This is a genomic window from Vibrio sp. YIC-376 (assembly GCF_052353105.1).
In the GTDB taxonomy this organism is placed as follows: domain Bacteria; phylum Pseudomonadota; class Gammaproteobacteria; order Enterobacterales; family Vibrionaceae; genus Vibrio.
Genome location: NZ_JBBWFK010000014.1, coordinates 46000 through 66318, shown reverse-complemented (window position 1 = coordinate 66318; position 20319 = coordinate 46000). Strand labels below are relative to the sequence as shown.

Genomic DNA, 20319 nt, shown 5'->3' with positions numbered 1-20319 from the left:
CAGCAGTGAGAGATTCACTTTTTGGAAACTTGTCAGGCTAAATAAAACTACATTCGTTTCTCTTCTTCTAAACGAGATTTCAAGTAATCGAGGAACAACTGTGTACGAGTATGTTGATAGTCTAATTTAGGATAATAAGCATAGACGATAGCTTCATCTGCCGTGACTTCAGGCAAAATTGGCACTAAAGCGCCAGATTTAAGATCATCTTTAATCATGACATTGTTGGTCATTAGTATCCCCATGCCACGCTTGGCTCCGTGAAATAATGCTTCAGGGTTTGTTGTCGCGAAGTTTCCAGACAAGGTGATACGTTGACGCTTGTTGGTTTTAATTTCCCTAACGGGTTTCTCTCCCCAGATTAGAACGTTGTGCTTGGCTAAATCTTCGACGCTCTCCGGAGTACCATATTTCTCTAAATAGCTTGGCGCTGCGTAAAACTGCGCTTTGTGTTCAAACAAAGGGCTGGCCTTGAAACTTAGGGAGTTAAGCTGTTCTAACTCACGACTAATAAAGAGATCTAAGCTCAGTTCAGGAAGCTGACCGGGTAGAGTTGTCGTTAACTGTAGTGTTATGTCTGGGTATTTCTCGAGGAAGTCATCCAAATAATGAACAAGAAACTTTGAGCCCACCGCAAGTGTAGCGCCTATCTTTAAGAGCCCAGCAGGTGATTGGTTCACCGAACGTGTCTCGTCTAAAACGGATTGCCATGAGTCGAGCTGACTTTTAGCTCTTTCATAAAATAGTGCGCCAGCTTCCGTCTGGCTGATTGAACGGGTGGTTCGTTTTAGAAGCTGTACACCAACCTTGTCTTCCAACCATTGGATACGCTTACTGATTGCAGAGCTGGTTGTGTTGAGTTTTCGAGCCGCTGCGTTGAAGCTGCCTTCTTCGACGACACGAATATAGCTTTGTACGCTTTGAATCCAGTCCACTATATCCTCCTGGGAATCAATTCCTTTCCAATTTATCTGATTATCATCTTAGAGCGTCCAATATACACTGTCTGCTCCAAGTTTGTCAGAGGATAGGAGAGAGGATTGCGTAAAACGCCGTTGTTACTTGCGATGATGATAATAGCTACAGGTCAGGTAGGTGTGAGTATCTATCTTCCGTCGTTACCGCTTATTGGACATGACCTCGCATTACAGCAAGACGCTATTCAAAAACTCGTCACCTTGTTTTTGGTCGGATTCGGTGTCTCACAGTTATTTTATGGTCCTCTGTCTGATTCAATAGGGCGCAGACCTGTGTTCCTTCTCGGACAAAGCGTGTATTTGGCGGGAACTTTTATTTGCATTGTGTTTGCAGACAATATTACTTCTCTTGAGGCCGGTCGATTACTACAAGGACTCGGGGCGGGAAGTGCTTCGGTTCTTGGCCGCTCTGTATTAAGAGACAGCTATGATGGCGTTCACCTGACCAAAGCACTCTCTTATATTTCGGTTACCGCTTCAGTAATGCCAATCGTTGCCCCTCTATTTGGAGGTTGGATTGCTTTCCACTTTAGTTGGCAGGCAGTATTCGCCTTCGTACTTGTGTATTTGGTTGCCATTTTTCTGCTTGGCTTTATGGTATTGCCAGAGACTTTACCGTATCCCAAACGCAGTTTTAATATAGTCCAAGTGAGCACGAACTATTTGAAACTGCTGACGGACAAACAAGTCATCGGCAGTGCGAGTTATAATTGGCTGAGCTATCTGTCAGCTCTGGTGACGCTCTCTTTGTATCCGTTCTTGATGCAGCAGGAACTTGGCTTGAGCACGGCAGACTATGGATCTCTAATGATCATTCCTTCTATTGGTTTGTTAATGGGTAGCTTGGTTCTCAACGCCATTAACACTCGATTTAAAGCACAGCAAATATTGATGATCAGCTTCACTATTGTCGCGGTAGCCGGTAGCGTTTTGCTGTTCTCATCTTTCACCATTCACTCATTACTTATCGCGTTTACGTTTTTGAGCTTTGCACAAGGATTGTCCTTCCCGGTTTCGATAACTTTACTGCTCTCACCACATAAGAGTCAGGCTGGTGCAGTGTCGGCGTTATCTGGCTCTATCCAAATGTGCCTGGCAGGTCTTCTTGGCGGGTATCTGGTGGAAACTTGGGTAACTAATCAGAAACAACTCGGCCTGTTTTACTTCGCTATAGCTGTGCTTTCTAGTTTTGTGCTTGTTTTAAACCAAGGTGATAGATATTCCAGAGATTCGGTACAAGCTGAAGCTTCGGGTTGATTCTTCTTGCAAGGGTTGCACCACCTTCCTAAAATGCGCAGCAAACCGAGTCATAGTAGCAAGCTATTTTTAGAGTGAGTCATTTTGATATGTATCACCAATACCAAACGATTTGTATCAATCACTCAACTATCATTATTTGCATACTGACAATTTATCTGGATATCGTTAGGTGAAAGAATGCAACAAAACGAATTTGAAACGCTGGTAAAAGAAATTACCCAACAAGAAAGCATGCCTAAAGCGCTTGAATTACTTAAAGCATGCGAGGAAGAAGAAGTTGCACAAGCGGCGCAATCTCTAACGGGCCAGTTTGGGCTCGCAGAAGTGGATGGTGAAAAACGCATTTACCATATTACTACTCAAGTCGATGACTCAGGGGAAGAGCAAGAATACGTTGAACACGTAATGAACGAAGGGGATCATCTGATCAAATTTGCTGCTTGGTTTTTTGAAACTTTCTTTGAAATCAAACAGAAAGATACCTATGTTGCCGCTGGGAAAACGTATCAGCAGCCAAAACGCTAGTGATGACGTGTATCTAAGTACTTGGTGAAATTTAATTACGGTTTATTGTGACTTAGATCTTGTTTTTATCTTTTTGTGGTGTAATATTACTACATAGCCTAAAGGAATAAATTCAGGAGAAGGTCATGAATAACGAACTTGGTGGCGCTTACATTGGCCAAATGATTGCTAAAGATGCAATGCACAAAGCACTTCACGGTAAAGCGAAGAAGAAAAAAGCTTCTGTTTTTGCTCGTTTAGTGAAAAAGCTAGCGAATTAATACATAAAGCCCTGATTTGTTAATCAGGGCTTTTTGTTTCAGATACGATTTTGTTTTAAACGAGTGCTATTTTAAACAAGTACTAAGCGGATTGGCTCGGTATCTCGACAACGTTATTTGGAACCTTATCTAACCCCTTTGCCGCTAACCACTTTTCGAGGTTATCAACGCCTCCCACATATTCCCCTTCGAGCCAAATTTGTGGCACTGTCACTGGTGTTTTTTGACCAATGATGGCTTTTACTTCCGGTATCATCCTGTAAAGTGCTGCACTGTCTTTAACAACATCGTAGTAGTGGTAGTCCAGACCCACGTCATCAAGCAGTTGCTTTGCCTTTTTACAATACGGGCACGTGGCTTTGCCGTACACAATGTTCCCTTTCAGTTGGTCACGTTTAATCCACTCAGAAATAACGGATTGCACTAGGGCTCCTCGGTTTAGTGCTTCGCCCTGGCTGATCACTTTACCTTCCACAACTACAATAGGGGCGTGCCAAGCCCCTGATTTTAACGGCTCCCACCAATGGGATAACCAATCTTTTATTTCCAACTCTATTGGCACATCCGACAACTCATTTTTAAAGGTATCGGTTAAAATATCGTTCGTGAGCGTACATTCACCGCAAGGGATGCTTACTTTGAATGGCCCCCAGCTACCCGCCCAGCGATAGAGTGTGATTTTGATGGGTTGTGTCATACGATGTTCCTCATTTCCTTCTCTGAAAATATAGAACTCAAGAGCTAGATTTTTCTTTCAATTGAATGTGACTTTTACTCTCCCTATCTGTGAAGAAAGCAAAACTTGCCTTTAGAGTCCAAGCAGTACCTTAAGTAGTATGATGATTTCATTGAGTATTTCAGAACATTGGGAATGTGCGGATCATACGTTCTATTGGTCATTGCGCCAATAAAAAAAATGCCTCCCATAAGGAGGCCACATTACCAATTCAAAGGACGTGCCTGTTAAAACAGGTACAAAGAACGAGAAGCACAAACGCTGCCATGCATTTGCAATATCTATATTGCAGTTCGCGTGCCAACTTTTATCTTATTGATATATAGGGATATATATTTTTGTTGCTTATGCCACTTAGAAGATATGCACTAAGTCAGTGATAAATTGCATTAAAAGAGGGCAGAGTAATACGAAGAGTTTGTGGGTATTTAGCGCAAGTAAATGAAAACAGGTTAAATAAACAGAGTGAATTCGAGAAAGTATTTCTTAGATCAAAAAATGGCCGACAAAGATGCCGGCCAAGGACTCACTCTAGGACAAGAGAGAATTAGAAATCGTAACGTACGCCTAGACGTAGTGTGTCTTCACCTTCAGTAACCAAACCTGTGTCTTGATCTTTTTCTTCATCAAGTTGGTTGAAGTAGTAAGAAAGGTAAGTACGGAAGTTGCTGTTTAGTTTGTAGTAACCAACTAGCTCGAAACCATCAACTGCATCGTACTTGCCTGAACCGTCTAGATCGTTTTCTTGGTAAGTGTAAAGACCTGCAATCGTTACTTGGCTAGCCACTTTGTAGCTTGCAACCAATTCGTAAGCAGTGAAGTCTTCAGAATCAGACAACTGACCTTGTGAGTAAGTACCTGCAAGGTAAAGGTTATCGAGAGAGTAAGCGATACCACCAAGGATTTGGTCTTCAGAGTTATCCGCGTCAATATCACCGCCTGAGTATGCCAGACCAAAATCTAGACCCATTGGCAGAGAGTACATGCCAGAGATGCCGTATTTGTCTTGGTCGTCGTCAGAGTTTGCTTGGTAAGTTGCTTGAACTTGTAGAGCGTCAAACTCACCACGGTAAGCAAATACACTGTCTTGTCTTTCAGACGATGAATCAATAGCTTGTTGAACGCCAGAGAACTCAGTGATATCCGACATGTCAGAGATGATTACCGCAGCCATATCCTGCTTACCTACTGAGAAAGCACCTGCTTCAGAGTCTACACCAGCGTACATGTAACGGTTTTTAAATTCACTCTTACCAGTGTCTTGTTCTGCTTCGTAAACACCAAATGCAGATAGGCCATTACCGATGTCAGTTTTACCTTTAAGGTTTACACGAGCACGGCTTTTATCTTTCATTGAACCTTCAACTTCCGCACCGCCAGAACCGATGAAGTCGCCACGGAATTCAACACGACCGCCAACTTGTAGTTCAGTGCCGTCATTTGAATAAACAGTTGCTGCAAAAGATGGTGCTGTTACCAATGCTGTAAGAATCGCGGTAGTTAGTGCTGCCTTTTTCATTTTCTTAGAACCTTATTTGTTATAGATGGGCTTTCTTGCCTGATGTGTTGATGACGCTAAGGTAAACCGTGAAAATGAAAGATAGATTTCTGTAGTGTTATGATTTTATTTCATTTTTATTTCTAGTAAGTTGCTGACTTATATGCACTTTACTCACTAGGAGGTCATTGCTGTGCAAACTGAACACTATTACGTGAGGAAATGTTTGCTTCAGATTGGTGACATAAAACTCAAAATGAGCTGAATCTCTTGCTTTTACTATTCGGGTATGCGATTTAGTGTCGTTAGCCTAAGGGTTAGATTATGTTGATGTTTTTGTTTTGCAGGGAAGAGCAATGAATGTAGTTCAAGTTGAAGATAAAAAAGTCACAGTGGGTAAGGTGTTGTGTGTGGGACGTAACTACGTAGAGCACATACACGAATTAGATAACGCGATACCAGACCAAATGGTCGTATTCAATAAGCCTTCAACATCGATATCGACGACTTTACGGTCATTTCACCAAGAGCCTCTGCATTATGAAGCTGAAATCTGCTTTTTGATTCAAGATGGCCAATACGCAGCTGTTGGTCTGGGACTGGATCTGACTAAGCGAGGTTTGCAATCGACATTGAAAAAGCAGGGGCTGCCATGGGAACGTGCTAAAGCGTTTGATGGTTCTGCAGTTTTAAGCCGTTTCGTTTCCCTTGAAGGCGTTGATATCAAAGACCTGAATCTCGAACTTTTGATCAATTGTGTTCATGTACAAAAAGGTCATGTGAAGCAAATGCTTTACCCACCTCTTACGATTCTGGAAGAGCTAAGCAGCTACACCACGTTGCAAAATGGCGACGTGGTCATGACTGGAACGCCAAAAGGTGTGGGGGAAGTGCATCAAGGTGACGTCTTTCTTGGTCGCTTAAAATGTGGTGACGTCACCTTGTTGGAAACGGAGTGGGTTGCGGATTAAAGCTGTACTCTCAGCAGAAGAAACACAACCATACTGATAATCGTGGTCAACAAAACGTTCTTGGTCAGATAAGCGATGACAGCGGCGATAATGGCGGCAAGCAAAAACGGATTTTGTAAGCTCAAACCAAGTTCACCTTCGGGAATAAAAACGATGGGTGCCCAAATCGCGGTCAGAACGGCAGGGCTCGCGTAACTCAAGATTTTTTGAGTACGTGCGCCCAGTCGAAGTGGAAGCTTAGGCTCAAGAAACAAATACCGGCTGGTGAACACCAATGCCGTCATAAGCAGGATGGACAACATAACCATTAGCGTTTTTCCTTAACTTGTTCAACTAAGTACCCGATTAACATCGCCAAAATGCTCGATATCATCAAACTGCCCTCAACCTTGTAGTAAGCAAGAGCAACTGAGCTCACCAAGGCACTGACGACACTTGCCAGAACCGCTCCATTCTTAATGGTTGGCACGACAATGGCAATAAATGTCGCTGCAACCGCGAATTCAAGTCCCATCTCATTGAGTTCAGGGATCATACTGCCCGCTATAATTCCCGTTAGGGTGGCGAAATTCCAAAAGACGTAGAAGCTTAAACCCGCACCTAATGCATACCATCGGTTGAACTGTTTATCTGAATGATGACCTGCTACGGCAAATAACTCATCGGTTAGCAGAAATCCGAGGGATAAGCGCCATTTCAGGGGAAGCGGTGAGATCTTGCTGCGCATAGATACACTGTACAGGAAGTGTCTCGAGGTTATAAAAAGGGTGGTCAACAGCATAGTAGCCAATCCAGCGCCTGCTTTAATCATTCCCATCGCGACCAGTTGCGCGGAGCCTGCGAATAAGATGGCTGAAAGCGCTTGTCCCTCAAGGGGATGAAGGCCAATATCGATAGCAAATGAGCCAGCGAGTAAACCCCAAGGGAGTACCGCTATGCTAAGTGGCATCATGGCTATTGTGCCTTGCCAAAACAGTGAGGCTTTTGATTCTTCTTCTAAAGGCAAAGTATTGTCCATAGTAAGTTCTTATTTATCCAGAGATCAGGTTTATACCTAAGGTAGCGCGAGTAACATTACGCGCCTTGTACAAAGTTGCTGAGGTTAACAATAACGAGCGAATTGACCCGGGGTCACACCTATTGCTTTCTTAAAGTGACGATGTAAGTGACTTTGGTCATGAAAACCACACTCTTGAGCGACATCAGAAATCTTCCCACCTTGTTTGAGCAATTTCTTAGCCATTCGTAGACGTTGTTGAATCTGAAAAGCATGAGGAGGGAAGCCAAACTGCTTTTGAAACTCTCGGAGCAAATGAAAAGGGCTTAGCGCAGCGAGCTTGGATAATTCTTCCAGCGATACGTCGGTTTGAGGAAAGTCTTCCAAAAATTCTTTAACTAACATTACCTGTTTTTGTGCTTTCGTCGATTCTTGAAGTGGCGCCCGGTGGGTGCTGTGCTTGCTGGCCAGTTTGATCAATGTGCCGTAAATCAAGGTTTCTCTAAGCAGTCGATTGTCAGACTTCTCTAATGTGTCAAAGACCAGACGTAACTGATTGGCGAGATCAGGATCGTACACCACCGGTTGAGGAAAGTACGGAAGTGCAATGTTAGGAGAACCAAGCTCTTTCCCTAGGGTTTGAAATTGCTCAGGGACAGGATACATGGCTTTGTATTCCCAGCCACCTTCTGATGCGGAATGGCCGCTATGTACTTCATCTGCGTTGATCAAGATGATGCTATCTTGCGGCGCTATGTGGTTTCCACCGGTACGAAAGAACTTTTGCGCTCCCTTTTCTATCACTCCGATGGTATAGCCTTCGTGGCTATGGCGAGAAAAATGCTGTTTCTCATATTTCGCATCGAGCAGTTCTAAGCCACCAAGTTCTTGAGCAATCTTGAATGTCGCGATTTCCTTTTTCTTTTCTTTCATGATGTCTCATTTACCTAGAGGAACCAAATGGAGAGTATAACGAATCTATGGTGCTTATTTTTGTACAAAATTGCTATGTGTTTTAAACTTGGCGAGATGGTTTTCAAAAGTCTTATGGTTTGATTTATTTAACCAATACCATTATTAATATTGAAAATTAAAAAATAAATGGAATATATTTATTGTTAATGGTTTCTTGATTGGGATAAAATCCTGCGCCATTTTGTTGTAATCCTATTCCTCTATGATTGATTTAGTTGTACTTCCCGTTTATCTCACCGCCGTTATTGCCTTACTTCTGTTGCCGGGTCCTGACATGCTGCTGATTGCTAGCTCAAGTATGAGCTACGGTAAGAAAGTTGGACTGTTTGCTAGCTTAGGTAATGCGACCTCCGGCGTGATCTTAACTCTGCTGGCCGCGATGGGTGTGTCCACCCTTATTGCCATGAGCCCGATAGCACTTAAAGTGTTGCACTTGTTGGGCGGTGCTTATTTACTAAAAATGGGTTGGGACTGCATGAGAGCTCAAGCCTCTGAGGCACCTGGACTTGATCAAATGAGTCAGATGGCATCGACATACTACCAGCGTGCTTTGATGAGCAACTTACTCAACCCAAAAGCGTTAGTATTTTTTGTTATGTTCTTGCCTCAGTTTGTTTCAAGCAACATTACGGCTACATCTGGTGAGCAAATGCTGGCGCTAGGGTTGTTGCTTAATGTGATGGGGCTTCTTTTTAATCTGTTGTTAGTTGCGTTGGCAGGTACAGTTGGTAAGGGATTGATTGAAAATGATAAATTTCGAACATACCAACATAAATTAATGGGATTTATATTCGTGATACTTGCGCTTTGGATGTTGAGTAGTTTCGTGGTGTAGCAAATGCAATAACAATAGCAATTTCAACTAAACAGCCAGCAGTTATTGCTGGCGGTTTCTTTTTCAGTATCACAAGGCCCTTGTTTACAAGCTCTTCTGGTGAGCTTCGATAAGCTCATTCATCTTCGCTTCTGCAGCTTGCTGTGCTTGCTCGTAGGTCATGTTATCTGGGAAGTTTGTGATGACTTCGTAGTAACATTTTAATTTTGGTTCTGTACCTGACGGACGAACGATTACTCGAGATTGATCTTCCAAGTGGTAAATCAGAACATCACTTGATGGTAAGTCAATAGCTTCTTCTGAGCCGTCGTCATAGCTTCTCACTAATGTTTTCAGGTCTTCTGAGATCACCACTTTTTTACCTGCAATATCCTTAGGCGGATTTGTGCGTAGCTTGTCGCCTATTGGTGGAGATTTTGGGTCTAACGCAATACTGCGTTGCGCATTGAAATAGAAGCCATGCTGGCGGTAAAGTGCTTCCAGCTTATCCCATACCGTTTTACCTTGTGCTTTCAGTTTTCCGGTCAACTGAGAGAAGGCAACGATCGCAGAGAGACCATCTTTATCCCAGACTTTATTGCCAACGGTGTAACCCAATGCTTCTTCATAGGCGAACAAGAATGGGTGTTGCTCAGTTTCTTTACTCATTGCTACGTTGGTCAGCCATTTAAAACCAGTCAGGGTTTGGTAGTATTCTGCGCCATGTGCTTTTGCGATGCTGCTCAGTAGACGAGAAGATACAATCGTATTACCCACCAAAGCGTTTGGTTGCTGTTCCAGTAAGTAGTCACCAAATAATGAACCAACCTGATCACCCGTCAGCATTTGGTATTCCCCATCAGGACGTTTCACCGCAACAGCAAAGCGGTCTGCATCTGGGTCATTAGCACAGGCAATATCGGCATCAACCGATTTACCCAGTGCCATCACCATGTCCATCGCGCCAGCTTCTTCCGGATTTGGGAAATTGACAGTTGGGAAGGTGCCATCAGGCTCCCGTTGTTGCGCTACACTTGCCACTTTCGCGAAACCTGCGTCAGCCAAAAGGGTCTCTGCCATATCGGCACCCACGCCATGCATTGCAGTGTAAGCGATAGAAATATCCGTATTTTTATCTGGCGTTAACAATGCGTTCTCGTTCATTGTATTACGGTAGGTTTGGTAGTAGTCATCTTCTAGCCAAACCAGTAAATCACGTTGTCTAGCATCGTCTAATGCCATTAATGGCAACGGTTTAGTGGTTGCTTCGTCGATTTTCGCTGCAATACCTGAGTCGTGCGGTGGAATAATTTGCGCGCCATTTTCCCAATAGACCTTAAAGCCATTGTATTCCGGGGGGTTGTGGCTTGCTGTCACGACAACGGCAGCTGCAGCGTTCAATGTACGCACACCAAACGCAACAATCGGAGTCGCTGCCACTTTGTGAGTCAGGTAGACCTTGATGCCAAGAGCAGTTAGTACAGACGCCGTATCGTGCGCAAACTGTTTGGAGTCCGGGCGACCGTCGTAGCCGATAACAACACCACGAGAAGACGCATCTTTTACCTGCTCAATCAGGTAGTGACCAAGCCCAGTTGCAGTCTCTTGAATTACTAGGCGGTTCATGCGATTAGGCCCTGCGCCAACTTTGCCACGTAGTCCTGCTGTACCAAAAGCAAGGCGTGAGCCAAAGCGGTCAGTTAATTCTTGCTGATCACTTGTATCGACGAGATGTTGCAGCTCTTCACGAGTTCTAGGATCAGGGTCTCGTGCTAGCCATTGATCAATTATTGTGGTCATGTCTCTCTTTCCTTAGGTGGGGAACCTACCTGTTTAGACTTTTACGTCATAGCTTGCATTTAATGTAAATGGTTCTTAATTCCAGTTCAAAGAGGGCAATCGATAAACCGAATTTATTTTCATGTTCAAACAAAATTTATTCTCATTTTATTTCTTGAAGAACCTTAGAACTATAACTAGCCTTTTAACATAAATATAACAAACCATGTTGAAATCGCATTTTTTGCGATTTTTCGTAAATTTGTTCGATATTTGCATCGGGACGCAAGGAAGCTCGCGTAAGCGTAGCGGCTGAGCAGAGGAGAGATCTTTTGAAAAGATTAGCGACTACTCTTGCCTTAACACTGAATGTGATTTTAATCACATTTTCCTCTTACGGATGGTCAAAAGACAATGACTACAATATGACTAAAGGGGTCACAGCGATCAGTGAGCAAGTCTATGAATTGCATATGCTGATCTTCTATATTTGCTGTGCGATTGCCCTCGTTGTCTTTGGTGTTATGTTCTATTCCATCATCCGTCATCGCAAATCAAAAGGAGCAGTTGCCGCTCATTTCCATGAAAGCACAAAAGTGGAAATTATTTGGACTGTTATCCCTATCATCATTCTTGTTGCGATGGCGATTCCTGCAACGAAAACTTTAGTTGCAATGGAAGATACAAGCCAATCGGATATCACCATCAAAATCACTGGCTCTCAGTGGAAGTGGCATTACAACTACTTTGGTCAAGACGTCGAGTTTTACAGCCTTCTCGCTACTAGTCAGAAACAAATCGACGGAATCGAGACCAAGGGAGCGCATTACCTACTCGAAGTGGATAACCCACTTGTACTTCCGGTCAATCGCAAAGTCCGTTTTCTTCTCACTTCTGACGATGTCATCCATTCGTGGTGGGTGCCGGATTTTGCCGTGAAGAAAGACTCTATACCGGGATTCATCAATGAAGCATGGACAAGAATTGATGAGCCAGGTGTATACCGAGGTCAATGTGCTGAGCTTTGTGGTCGCGCACACGGATTTATGCCAATTGTTGTACATGCGATGGCAGAAGACGAGTTTGACCAATGGCTTTCCGATAAGAAAGAAGAAATATCGCTTCAGAAAGCCGCAGCACAAGAGGCATTAACACAAGACTTATCCATGGATGAGTTAATGGCACAAGGTGAAGCGATATACACCGCTCGCTGTGCTGTTTGTCACCAAGCTAGTGGGGAAGGTATACCCGGTGCATTCCCTGCTATTAAAGGCAGCCCTGTGGCAACCGGTAATGTGACTGAACATATTGGCGTAGTTGTGAATGGCCGTGCGGGAACTGCCATGCAATCTTTTGCTAACCAGTTAAGTGATCAAGAAATCGCAGCAGTGATTACCTATCAACGAAATTCTTGGGGTAATGACACTGGAGATACCGTTCAAGCATCTGACGTCAATGCCTTTAAGGCACAAAAGAGTGCTAAGGAGGAAATATGAGCAAGCCAGCAGAAAAGGCCATAAAGTCAGCGCCGATTGAGGCGCAAACCTCGGCGAATTCAACCATAGCCCTTGATGATGATCATGATCTTCATCATGTACCACAAGGGATTACTCGTTGGCTGTATTCGACCAACCATAAAGACATTGGCACGTTGTACCTTTGGTTCAGCTTTACGATGTTCCTTACCGGTGGCGCAATGGCGATGGTCATTCGAGCAGAACTGTTTCAGCCGGGGTTACAGTTGGTGGATCCTCAGTTCTTTAATCAGATGACCACGGTTCATGGTCTGGTCATGGTATTTGGTGCTGTGATGCCCGCGTTTACGGGTTTAGCAAACTGGATGATCCCAATGATGATTGGTGCGCCAGACATGGCATTACCTCGTCTGAATAACCTGAGCTTCTGGATATTACCTTTTGCGTTTCTCATTCTATTAAGCTCATTGTTTTTACCTGGTGGTGCTCCTAACTTTGGTTGGACATTCTATGCACCGCTCTCTACGAAATTTGGTCCCGATAGTACGGCTTTATTTGTGTTCTCTGTACATATCATGGGAATTAGCTCGATCATGGGGGCGATTAACGTCATCGTGACCATCATTAATTTGCGAGCGCCGGGGATGACATGGTTTAAGATGCCGATGTTTGTCTGGACCTGGTTAATCACCGCATTCTTACTTATTGCAGTAATGCCAGTTTTGGCTGGTGCGGTAACCATGGTGCTGACGGATAAATACTTTGGTACCAGCTTTTTTGATGCCGCTGGTGGTGGTGATCCTGTCATGTTCCAACACATTTTCTGGTTCTTCGGCCACCCTGAAGTGTACATCATGATACTTCCGTCTTTTGGTATCATCTCGGCGATTATTCCTGCCTTCAGTGGTAAAAAGCTATTCGGCTACCATTCGATGGTGTATGCGACCTGCAGTATCGCTTTGTTGTCATTCCTTGTTTGGGCACACCATATGTTTACAACCGGTATGCCGGTGTTTGCTGAAATCTTCTTTATGTATTGCACCATGATGATTGCGGTGCCGACGGGAGTGAAAGTGTTTAACTGGGTTGCAACTATGTGGCGCGGTGCACTGACGTTTGAAACCCCAATGTTGTTTGCGATTGCATTCATTGTGTTGTTTACGATTGGTGGCTTCTCGGGGTTAATGCTCGCTATCGTTCCAGCCGACTTCCAGTATCACGATACCTACTTTGTGGTCGCACACTTCCATTACGTGCTGGTTACCGGTGCTGTGTTCTCCATTATGGCGGCAGCGTATTACTGGCTCCCGAAATGGACAGGGAATATGTATGACCACAAGCTGAGTCTGTTGCACTTCTGGTGCTCGCTTATTTCCGTCAATGTGTTGTTCTTCCCGATGCATTTCTTAGGTCTGGCTGGTATGCCGCGAAGAATTCCGGACTACGCGATTCAGTTTGCGGATGTGAATCAAATCGTATCCATAGGTGGTTTTGCTTTTGGCCTTTCACAGCTGATTTTCTTGTGGGTGGTGATTAAGTGCATTCGTGGTGGTGAGAAAGCCAGCGCGAAACCTTGGGAGCGAGCTGAGGGTCTGGAATGGACAGTACCAAGTCCGGCGCCACATCATACCTTCACTACACCACCTAAAATCGATTAACGGATAGGTGGCGATTGTGACTAAGTCAAACCCATCCAACAGAAAACTGGTCATCAAGTTGCTTATGGCGACGGCAATGATGTTCGGTTTTGGGTTCGCGCTGGTCCCTTTATATGACGTTATGTGCGATACGTTGGGGATTAACGGCAAAACCAATGAAGTGGCGGCAGTTCAGCCAGCCGGTATGGTGCCAGATATGAGCCGGACCATCCGTGTGGAATTTATGGCACACGTGAGTCCGGATATGCCTTGGGAATTTAAACCAAAAGTTATCTCGATGGATGTCCATCCCGGGCAGGTTGTGCAAACCGAGTATCTTGCGTACAACGAAAGCGGTCACAAATTGGTTGGACAAGCTGTGCCTTCGGTTTCTCCAGGCATTGGCGCGGCTTACTTTAATAAGATTGAGTGTTTTTGCTTCCACCAGCAACCTCTGGATGGCAATCAACATGCCCAAATGCCGCTGATTTTTTACATTGAGCCGGATGTGCCTGACTCAATAAATACGTTAACGCTGTCGTACACACTCTACAAACTGCCTCCGATGGAAGGCAGTTAACCTCTCATGGAGAGAGACAGACTAAATAGTGTCTGTAAGGAGAGAACTTATGAGTAATAAACCCGCGACTTATTATGTTCCTGCCCAAAGCAGCTGGCCGATCATTGGGGCTTTTGCTCTGTTCTTGGTGGCGGTCGGGGCTGGCATGACGGTGCTGGGAACGCAAAGTGAAGGTGCGGTTGGAACCATAGGTCATATTGTTTTGGCCGTGGGCTTTTTGTTTCTACTGTATATGTTAGCTGGCTGGTTCAGTAACGTGATTACTGAGTCTTTGACTGGTCAGTATAGTTCGCAAATTACTCGTTCATTTCGTCAGGGGATGAGTTGGTTCATTTTCTCCGAGGTGATGTTCTTTGGTGCGTTCTTTGGAGCGCTGTTCTACGCGAGAATGGTTGCCGTGCCTTGGCTGGGGGGGGCGGACAACAACCTCATGACTAACGAGGTTCTCTGGCCCAATTTCGAAGCTATGTGGCCACTGACCACCACTCCTGATGGAGAAACCACTCAAGCGATGCACTGGCAAGGGATTCCCTTAAGTAACACCATCATTCTTTTACTCTCTTCTGTTACGTTACATATGGCGCACATCAGCTTAGAGCAAAACAAACGTACCGCGCTGATTATTTGGTTGGAAATCACGATTGTACTTGCCGGGTTCTTTCTGTTTTATCAGGCAAAAGAGTATATCCACGCGTATCAGGAAATGGGGTTGACTCTACAATCGGGAGTTTACGGCAATACCTTCTTTATGCTGACCGGCTTTCACGGAATGCATGTCTGCTTGGGAAGCATCTTTCTGATTGTATTGCTCTTTAGAATAGCGAAAGACCATTTTTCTCCTCACAACCATTTTGCGTTTCAGGCAGGTAGCTGGTATTGGCACTTTGTAGATGTGGTCTGGTTGTGTCTGTTCGTATTTGTTTATGTGCTCTAGAGCAGTTCAACATCTAATATGGCCGAGGGTTAGGCTCTAACCAACCTGAACTCAAAGCGATCAGAAGAAGGATGACGACCAACGCGGAAAACATGACACGACGACCTAAGTAGTGGCTCATTGGTTTATGGCTGCTATCGGGATTATCCGGGTCTTCACGAACCATTTCGATAAGCGCTTTTGCGAGGTTGAAGATGATGAAAAGCAGCAAAAGGATGAGCGTCAATTTGAACAGGAATACGGTGGACATGGAACCTCCGGTTTCATTGCTATTTCTATCGAAGCGGTTTTGGATTGTTGTTTGTATAACTGTGGCTGTGTTTTCTCTGTTGGTCAAACTGGGCTTCTGGCAACTAGAAAGAGGCGTAGAAAAACAAGCGCTTGAGCAATCAATCCTGGCACGTGCTGACTTACCATATCAGGAAATGAACGCTGTACTCGATAACAACGACTGGCGTGAAGAAAGTGTCATTGGGATTAAGGTTAAAGCGCATATAAAACCTGAGCCTTTACCTGTGATTCTGCTGGATAACCAAACCTATAACGGGAATGTAGGTTATCTCGCTTATCAGGTCGTGTCAGTCAGTCAGGAGCAGAATATATTAGCGCTCATGGAGCTTGGCTTTGTGGAAGGAGAGCGCTCCCGATCTGAATTACCTGTCGTCAAAGATTTAGAGGCGCCGACTTTGGTGACTGGCCGTTTGTACCGCAAGTCGATGAACCCTCTAAGTTCCGAGTTGATGCCTGAGCTAGGAGAAATAATCCGTGTACAAAATCTCAATATCTCTCAGTTGAACAACCTGTTGAATGTCGAGTTAATGCCAGCCGTTTTACAGCCTGACAACTTAGATAACTGGCCATACGAATTTCCATGGAATCCATTACCACTCACGAGTGCCAAGCATTTTGGTTACTCAGTACAGTGGTTTGCGATGGCTGGTGTTTTTCTATTACTTACTATCGTGGTTTTTATTCGTTGGTTAAGAACCATGGCATCACATGGAGGTGAAGCATGACGTCGAATGTCATAAGAGGACGTTTAGTCCTGATTTCATTGGTTTGCTTGTTCGCCCTTCCGGCTATCGCCGCTAAGTTGATTTTGAGTCAGGGCTGGTATCACAGTGGTGTGACTAATCGAGGCAAACTGATAGAGCCTTACACAACACTAGAACAACTAGGACAGGCGTCACCACAAGCGCTTCACGGATGGCAGTTGGCGTATGTGGTTCCCAATCAGTGTGAGGAGCAATGCCTGCAACAACTGTATCTTCTCAAACAAAGTCATATTGCCTTGGGTAAGTACCAAGATCGGGTTGTGCCCGTGTTATGGACATCGGAATCGTCAGACTCGGTAGAAGCGCTAATGGAGACGATGGCAATGAACGCATCGGTAGCGGAAATAGTTGTGCAGGGACAGGTGGTTATCGTTGACCCTTTAGGGCAGTTAGTGATGTCCTACACGCCAAAGCCAAACGAAGATTTGGCCAAGCTCAGCAAGGATATGCTGGCTGATTTACGCAAACTGCTTAAGTTATCCCGCGTGGGATAGGGGGAAACATGACATTAATTCGACTAGTAAGAGTAAGCTTACTTCTCACATTGGTAGTGATCATGCTCGGTGCGTATACACGCTTATCCGACGCTGGCTTAGGCTGCCCTGACTGGCCGGGTTGCTATGGTCATTTATCGGTACCGCATCATGAAGACGATGTCGCAACGGCTAACCTCAATTTTCCTGAGCGTGCAGTTGAGCATGAAAAAGCATGGCTGGAGATGATTCATCGTTATTTTGCCGGAACGCTTGGAATTGTCATTCTTATTATGACAGTTATCGCATCGCGCTCAGAGCGGGTGAATGCATCTATACCTATGATGCTCTGCCTGCTAGTGATAGGGCAGGCAATGTTGGGTATGTGGACGGTAACCCTTAAGCTTATGCCCGTTATCGTGATGTTGCACCTGCTCGGCGGCTTTACATTGCTGGTACTACAAGCGGTGTTTTATTGTCAGCTTAAAGCACAAGGCAATTTCTACTTTTCTCCCTCTTCCAACACGGTGCGTTTGTTCTCAATGGTGGCCTTTGCAACAGTGTTCTTACAGATACTGCTGGGTGGTTGGACATCCTCAAATTACGCCGCTTTGATGTGTACTACGTTTCCCATTTGTGAAGGCGATTGGGTGAATTATTTATCCTGGCAAGAAGCGTTCTCGTTTTGGCAAACGGGATTTGAGAACTACGAATTTGGCATTTTAGAATATCCGGCAAGAATGACCATTCATGTGTCTCATCGTATGGGGGCCATTATTACCGCGATAGTAGTGACGTCATATTCTATATTGCTGATAAAACAAGGCTCTCACTATTCTCGAACCTTAGGAATGTGGATTGGGTTAGCACTCATCTGTCAAATCATGCTCGGCGTGAGTAATGTTGTGTTTCAGCTTCCTATCTACGTAGCTGTGGCACATACACTTGGAGCGGCGATTATGTTGTGCCTGATTTGTGTGAGTCAATTTTACTTGTGGCAAGGTAAAACCCAATGGAGTCATCAAGCGAAAGGAGTTCGCTATGAGTAAAGAACTTGCATTGTCACTAGAGAGTAGAAAGAGAATAGGTTCCACTTACCTTAAACTTACCAAGCCCAAAGTAGTGGCACTTATGCTGGTGACAGCCGTAGTCGGTATGAGTTTGGCGCCCGTGGAAAGCTTTCCTTGGCTACAAGCCGCGATAGGACTATCTGGAATAGGGTTGATGGCAGGCTCTGCGGCAGCATTTAATCATCTTATCGACCGTCACATAGATGCACGAATGGCGCGTACTCATAAACGTCCATTGCCATCCGGTGACACCAACCCTATGTCTGTGGTGATATTTGCTGTTTGCTTAGGGATTGTAGGGTTCGTATTGCTGTATGCTTGGGTAAATCCACTGACCGCTTGGATGACGTTATTGAGTTTGCTCGGTTATGCGGTTGTCTACACTATGTATTTAAAGCGGGCTACGCCACAGAACATTGTGATTGCCGGTATAGCGGGTGCGATGCCACCGCTGTTAGGCTGGACTTCGGTTACTGGAGAGTTACATGGCAATGCGTGGCTTTTGGTCATGATTATCTTCATCTGGACGCCTCCACATTTTTGGGCTCTCGCGATTCACAGAGTAGAAGATTATCGGAAGGTGGATATTCCGATGCTCCCTGTTACCCATGGCATCGAATACACCAAAACCTCAATTCTGTTGTATTCAGTGCTTCTTACGCTGGTTTGCGTGATGCCGGTGTTGGTTGGTATGGTGGGCTTTGTCTACCTGTTTGCGTCACTGCTGCTCAATGCTGGGTTTATTTACCATGCCTGGAAACTGAAGTTTGCCCCAGAAGAAAAGAGTGCAATAGAAACGTTTAAGTTTTCCATCTACCATCTGTTTATGTTGTTTATTGCTTTACTTGCTGACCACAATATCAACTTCTAAATGATGTGAGCCTCTCTGCATACAACAGAACCAATCGTCTAACGATTTTTATCGGCGTCATTCCGGCGAGTTTTAGCGAGACCAGGAATCTAATATCAGCGAACTGAGAAGTTAGAGAAATAGATTCGGCAATAAATTGCTCGGAGAGTAGATCCTGAATATGCCGTTCGCTGTTGAGCGAACGGCATTAGCAATGTTGTTTGAAATTATTGAATTTCCAACAACTCAATATCAAAGATCAACACACTGGCTGGTGGGATTGGACCTGAACCACCTTTGCCGTAACCGAGTGTACTAGGTACGAACAGGCGGATTTTCTCACCCACTACCATGTACTGAACACCCTCTTGCCAGCCTTTAATGACTTGGTTTAGACCGAATGAGATTGGCTCGCCGCGATTTACTGAACTGTCAAATACCGTACCATCGATGAGTGTGCCATGGTAATGCACTTTTACTTTGCTCGTTGCAGTCGGATGAACATCACCCGTACCTTTTTCCAAGACCATGTATTGAAGACCGCTTTCGGTGGTGATAACACCTTCCTTATTGGCATTTTCTAGCAGGAATGCTTGTCCCTTTGCAAAATTTTCATCCGCAGCTTTATGGTTTGTCCATGTGCGGTAAATGAAAAACGCCGCCAAAACAAATATGATAAGAGGAAACAGAAATTTAGACACGTTGGCTCCTTGTCTATTTAGGTTGTTTTAGTAAGTAGTTAATGGTTTCTGCCATGCCCTCAACACTTTCATGACCGCTGGTAACCACCTGATATTTACCATTGACGATGAAGGTTGGCACTGAGTTAATCTGACCATTAGTCGTTATCGCATCTGCTTTGTTGATGTATTCAAACAGCTGCTTTTGTTGTGTTTCATCAAGCTGATAAGGGCTGATCAGGTTTCGAGAATCAAATGCTTTTTCTACCGCTGCCTGGCGCTTTTCTGCCGTCGCTTCAGGCCCCATTTGCACCGCCGCAAAAAGGTCGGCCATAAATGCTTTATCTGGTGTCGCGTTTAGCTGCATTACCGCTGTATAGAAAATGATAGCGCTGATCTGTGCACTTTCATTAAACGTAACATGCATCTTATCAATTTTTTGCTCAGTCAGAGACTCAATCTGCGGGACAAATTCTTCCATTGAGCGACAGTGGCCACAGGTTAAGGAGAAAGCTTCGGTAACGGGTGCAAGCTGGTATTCTTTTAGTGACACAGGCAGAACTTCATATTGTTTGCCTTGTTGTGGCTGAGAGTTGCCGCTGTCACAAGCAGAGAGTGCAGATACTGCGGCAACAAAAGCCAATCCTTTCAAAATGTTTCTAAACATATTAGCGTTCTAAATGAGGAATTTTCGCTAGTTTATCGGTTAACGATAGCGACTAAAACCATTAAAACTGATTGTTACACTAAAGTGGGATAATTATAGCCAAATA

At 44.6% G+C, this 20319-nt stretch carries 23 protein-coding genes; 13 read left to right on the top strand and 10 right to left on the bottom strand.

What is annotated here, in order from left to right; all coding sequences use genetic code 11:
- Positions 1–47: 47 nt before the first annotated feature.
- Positions 48–935 carry a LysR family transcriptional regulator gene (locus WJM94_RS20515; protein WP_444496034.1) on the bottom strand — a complete coding sequence of 296 codons (888 nt, stop codon included), beginning with the start codon at positions 933–935 and terminating at the stop codon, positions 48–50.
- A gap of 105 nt (positions 936–1040) precedes the next feature.
- Between WJM94_RS20515 and WJM94_RS20510 the strand changes: the two genes are divergently transcribed.
- The 3 genes from WJM94_RS20510 to WJM94_RS20500 all read left to right on the top strand — a co-directional run bounded on the left by WJM94_RS20510 (position 1041) and on the right by WJM94_RS20500 (position 3022).
- Positions 1041–2234, top strand: a complete 1194-nt coding sequence (locus WJM94_RS20510) for a multidrug effflux MFS transporter (RefSeq protein ID WP_444496033.1) — start codon at positions 1041–1043, stop codon at positions 2232–2234.
- A gap of 180 nt (positions 2235–2414) precedes the next feature.
- Positions 2415–2762 carry a hypothetical protein gene (locus WJM94_RS20505; RefSeq protein WP_444496032.1) on the top strand — a complete coding sequence of 116 codons (348 nt, stop codon included), beginning with the start codon at positions 2415–2417 and terminating at the stop codon, positions 2760–2762.
- A gap of 125 nt (positions 2763–2887) precedes the next feature.
- Positions 2888–3022 carry a hypothetical protein gene (locus WJM94_RS20500; RefSeq protein ID WP_444496031.1) on the top strand — a complete coding sequence of 45 codons (135 nt, stop codon included), beginning with the start codon at positions 2888–2890 and terminating at the stop codon, positions 3020–3022.
- Positions 3023–3104: 82 nt separating this feature from the next.
- On the opposite strand, the gene WJM94_RS20495 is transcribed toward WJM94_RS20500, so the two are convergent.
- Positions 3105–3719, bottom strand: coding sequence for a glutaredoxin family protein (locus WJM94_RS20495; protein WP_444496030.1), 615 nt, complete (start codon positions 3717–3719; stop codon positions 3105–3107).
- Positions 3720–4305: 586 nt separating this feature from the next.
- The gene (locus tag WJM94_RS20490) at positions 4306–5277 is read right to left on the bottom strand and encodes a porin (RefSeq protein ID WP_444496029.1); all 972 of its coding nucleotides are present in this window, start codon (positions 5275–5277) and stop codon (positions 4306–4308) included.
- A gap of 335 nt (positions 5278–5612) precedes the next feature.
- On the opposite strand from WJM94_RS20490, the gene WJM94_RS20485 reads away from it, so the two are divergent.
- Positions 5613–6227, top strand: coding sequence for a fumarylacetoacetate hydrolase family protein (locus WJM94_RS20485; protein ID WP_444496028.1), 615 nt, complete (start codon positions 5613–5615; stop codon positions 6225–6227).
- On the opposite strand, the gene WJM94_RS20480 is transcribed toward WJM94_RS20485, so the two are convergent.
- The 3 genes from WJM94_RS20480 to WJM94_RS20470 all read right to left on the bottom strand — a co-directional run bounded on the left by WJM94_RS20480 (position 6224) and on the right by WJM94_RS20470 (position 8157).
- Complete coding sequence (locus WJM94_RS20480; protein WP_444496027.1) at positions 6224–6535, bottom strand: AzlD domain-containing protein; 312 nt, start codon at positions 6533–6535, stop codon at positions 6224–6226. The genes WJM94_RS20485 and WJM94_RS20480 overlap by 4 nt on opposite strands.
- On the bottom strand, positions 6535–7245 hold the full coding sequence (locus tag WJM94_RS20475; RefSeq protein ID WP_444496026.1) for an AzlC family ABC transporter permease: 711 nt from the start codon (positions 7243–7245) through the stop codon (positions 6535–6537). Before WJM94_RS20475 ends, WJM94_RS20480 begins: the two co-directional genes overlap by 1 nt.
- Before the next feature lie 84 nt (positions 7246–7329).
- Positions 7330–8157 (bottom strand): AraC family transcriptional regulator, encoded by an 828-nt coding sequence (locus WJM94_RS20470; RefSeq protein WP_444496025.1) that lies wholly within the window; start codon positions 8155–8157, stop codon positions 7330–7332.
- Positions 8158–8401: 244 nt separating this feature from the next.
- Here WJM94_RS20470 and WJM94_RS20465 point away from each other — a divergent pair, with 244 nt between their 5' ends.
- The gene (locus WJM94_RS20465; protein ID WP_444496024.1) at positions 8402–9034 is read left to right on the top strand and encodes a LysE family translocator; all 633 of its coding nucleotides are present in this window, start codon (positions 8402–8404) and stop codon (positions 9032–9034) included.
- A gap of 84 nt (positions 9035–9118) precedes the next feature.
- Here the strand turns inward: WJM94_RS20465 and WJM94_RS20460 are convergent, their stop codons facing one another.
- Positions 9119–10813, bottom strand: coding sequence for a phospho-sugar mutase (locus WJM94_RS20460; protein WP_444496023.1), 1695 nt, complete (start codon positions 10811–10813; stop codon positions 9119–9121).
- A 311-nt stretch (positions 10814–11124) separates the two neighbouring features.
- On the opposite strand from WJM94_RS20460, the gene coxB reads away from it, so the two are divergent.
- From coxB to WJM94_RS20440, 4 genes are read left to right on the top strand one after another with little or no spacing between them, the layout of a single operon-like run.
- A complete protein-coding gene (coxB, locus tag WJM94_RS20455) occupies positions 11125–12288 on the top strand; it encodes a cytochrome c oxidase subunit II (RefSeq protein ID WP_444496022.1) in 1164 nt (387 codons plus the stop codon).
- Positions 12285–13925, top strand: a complete 1641-nt coding sequence (gene ctaD / locus WJM94_RS20450; protein ID WP_444496021.1) for a cytochrome c oxidase subunit I — start codon at positions 12285–12287, stop codon at positions 13923–13925. Before coxB ends, ctaD begins: the two co-directional genes overlap by 4 nt.
- A gap of 16 nt (positions 13926–13941) precedes the next feature.
- Positions 13942–14484: a cytochrome c oxidase assembly protein gene (locus WJM94_RS20445; RefSeq protein WP_444496020.1), complete on the top strand. Its 543-nt coding sequence runs from the start codon at positions 13942–13944 to the stop codon at positions 14482–14484.
- Positions 14485–14533: 49 nt separating this feature from the next.
- The gene (locus WJM94_RS20440; protein ID WP_444496019.1) at positions 14534–15418 is read left to right on the top strand and encodes a cytochrome c oxidase subunit 3; all 885 of its coding nucleotides are present in this window, start codon (positions 14534–14536) and stop codon (positions 15416–15418) included.
- 13 nt (positions 15419–15431) lie between these two features.
- Here WJM94_RS20440 and WJM94_RS20435 read toward each other — a convergent pair whose 3' ends face one another.
- A complete protein-coding gene (locus WJM94_RS20435) occupies positions 15432–15668 on the bottom strand; it encodes a DUF2909 family protein (protein WP_444496018.1) in 237 nt (78 codons plus the stop codon).
- Between WJM94_RS20435 and WJM94_RS20430 the strand changes: the two genes are divergently transcribed.
- From WJM94_RS20430 to cyoE, 4 genes are read left to right on the top strand one after another with little or no spacing between them, the layout of a single operon-like run.
- Entirely contained in the window at positions 15667–16434 is a 768-nt protein-coding gene (locus WJM94_RS20430) for an SURF1 family protein (protein ID WP_444496017.1), read from the top strand. The two genes, WJM94_RS20435 and WJM94_RS20430, sit on opposite strands and share 2 nt — an antisense overlap.
- Complete coding sequence (locus tag WJM94_RS20425; protein ID WP_444496016.1) at positions 16431–16967, top strand: cytochrome oxidase biogenesis cluster protein; 537 nt, start codon at positions 16431–16433, stop codon at positions 16965–16967. Before WJM94_RS20430 ends, WJM94_RS20425 begins: the two co-directional genes overlap by 4 nt.
- An 8-nt stretch (positions 16968–16975) precedes the next feature.
- A complete protein-coding gene (locus WJM94_RS20420; RefSeq protein WP_444496015.1) occupies positions 16976–17995 on the top strand; it encodes a COX15/CtaA family protein in 1020 nt (339 codons plus the stop codon).
- Positions 17988–18887 (top strand): heme o synthase, encoded by a 900-nt coding sequence (cyoE, locus tag WJM94_RS20415; protein WP_444496014.1) that lies wholly within the window; start codon positions 17988–17990, stop codon positions 18885–18887. Before WJM94_RS20420 ends, cyoE begins: the two co-directional genes overlap by 8 nt.
- Before the next feature lie 206 nt (positions 18888–19093).
- On the opposite strand, the gene WJM94_RS20410 is transcribed toward cyoE, so the two are convergent.
- Positions 19094–19567 carry an FKBP-type peptidyl-prolyl cis-trans isomerase gene (locus WJM94_RS20410; RefSeq protein WP_444496013.1) on the bottom strand — a complete coding sequence of 158 codons (474 nt, stop codon included), beginning with the start codon at positions 19565–19567 and terminating at the stop codon, positions 19094–19096.
- Between the two features lie 13 nt (positions 19568–19580).
- Entirely contained in the window at positions 19581–20213 is a 633-nt protein-coding gene (locus tag WJM94_RS20405) for a thiol:disulfide interchange protein DsbA/DsbL (RefSeq protein ID WP_444496012.1), read from the bottom strand.
- Positions 20214–20319 lie beyond the last annotated feature (106 nt).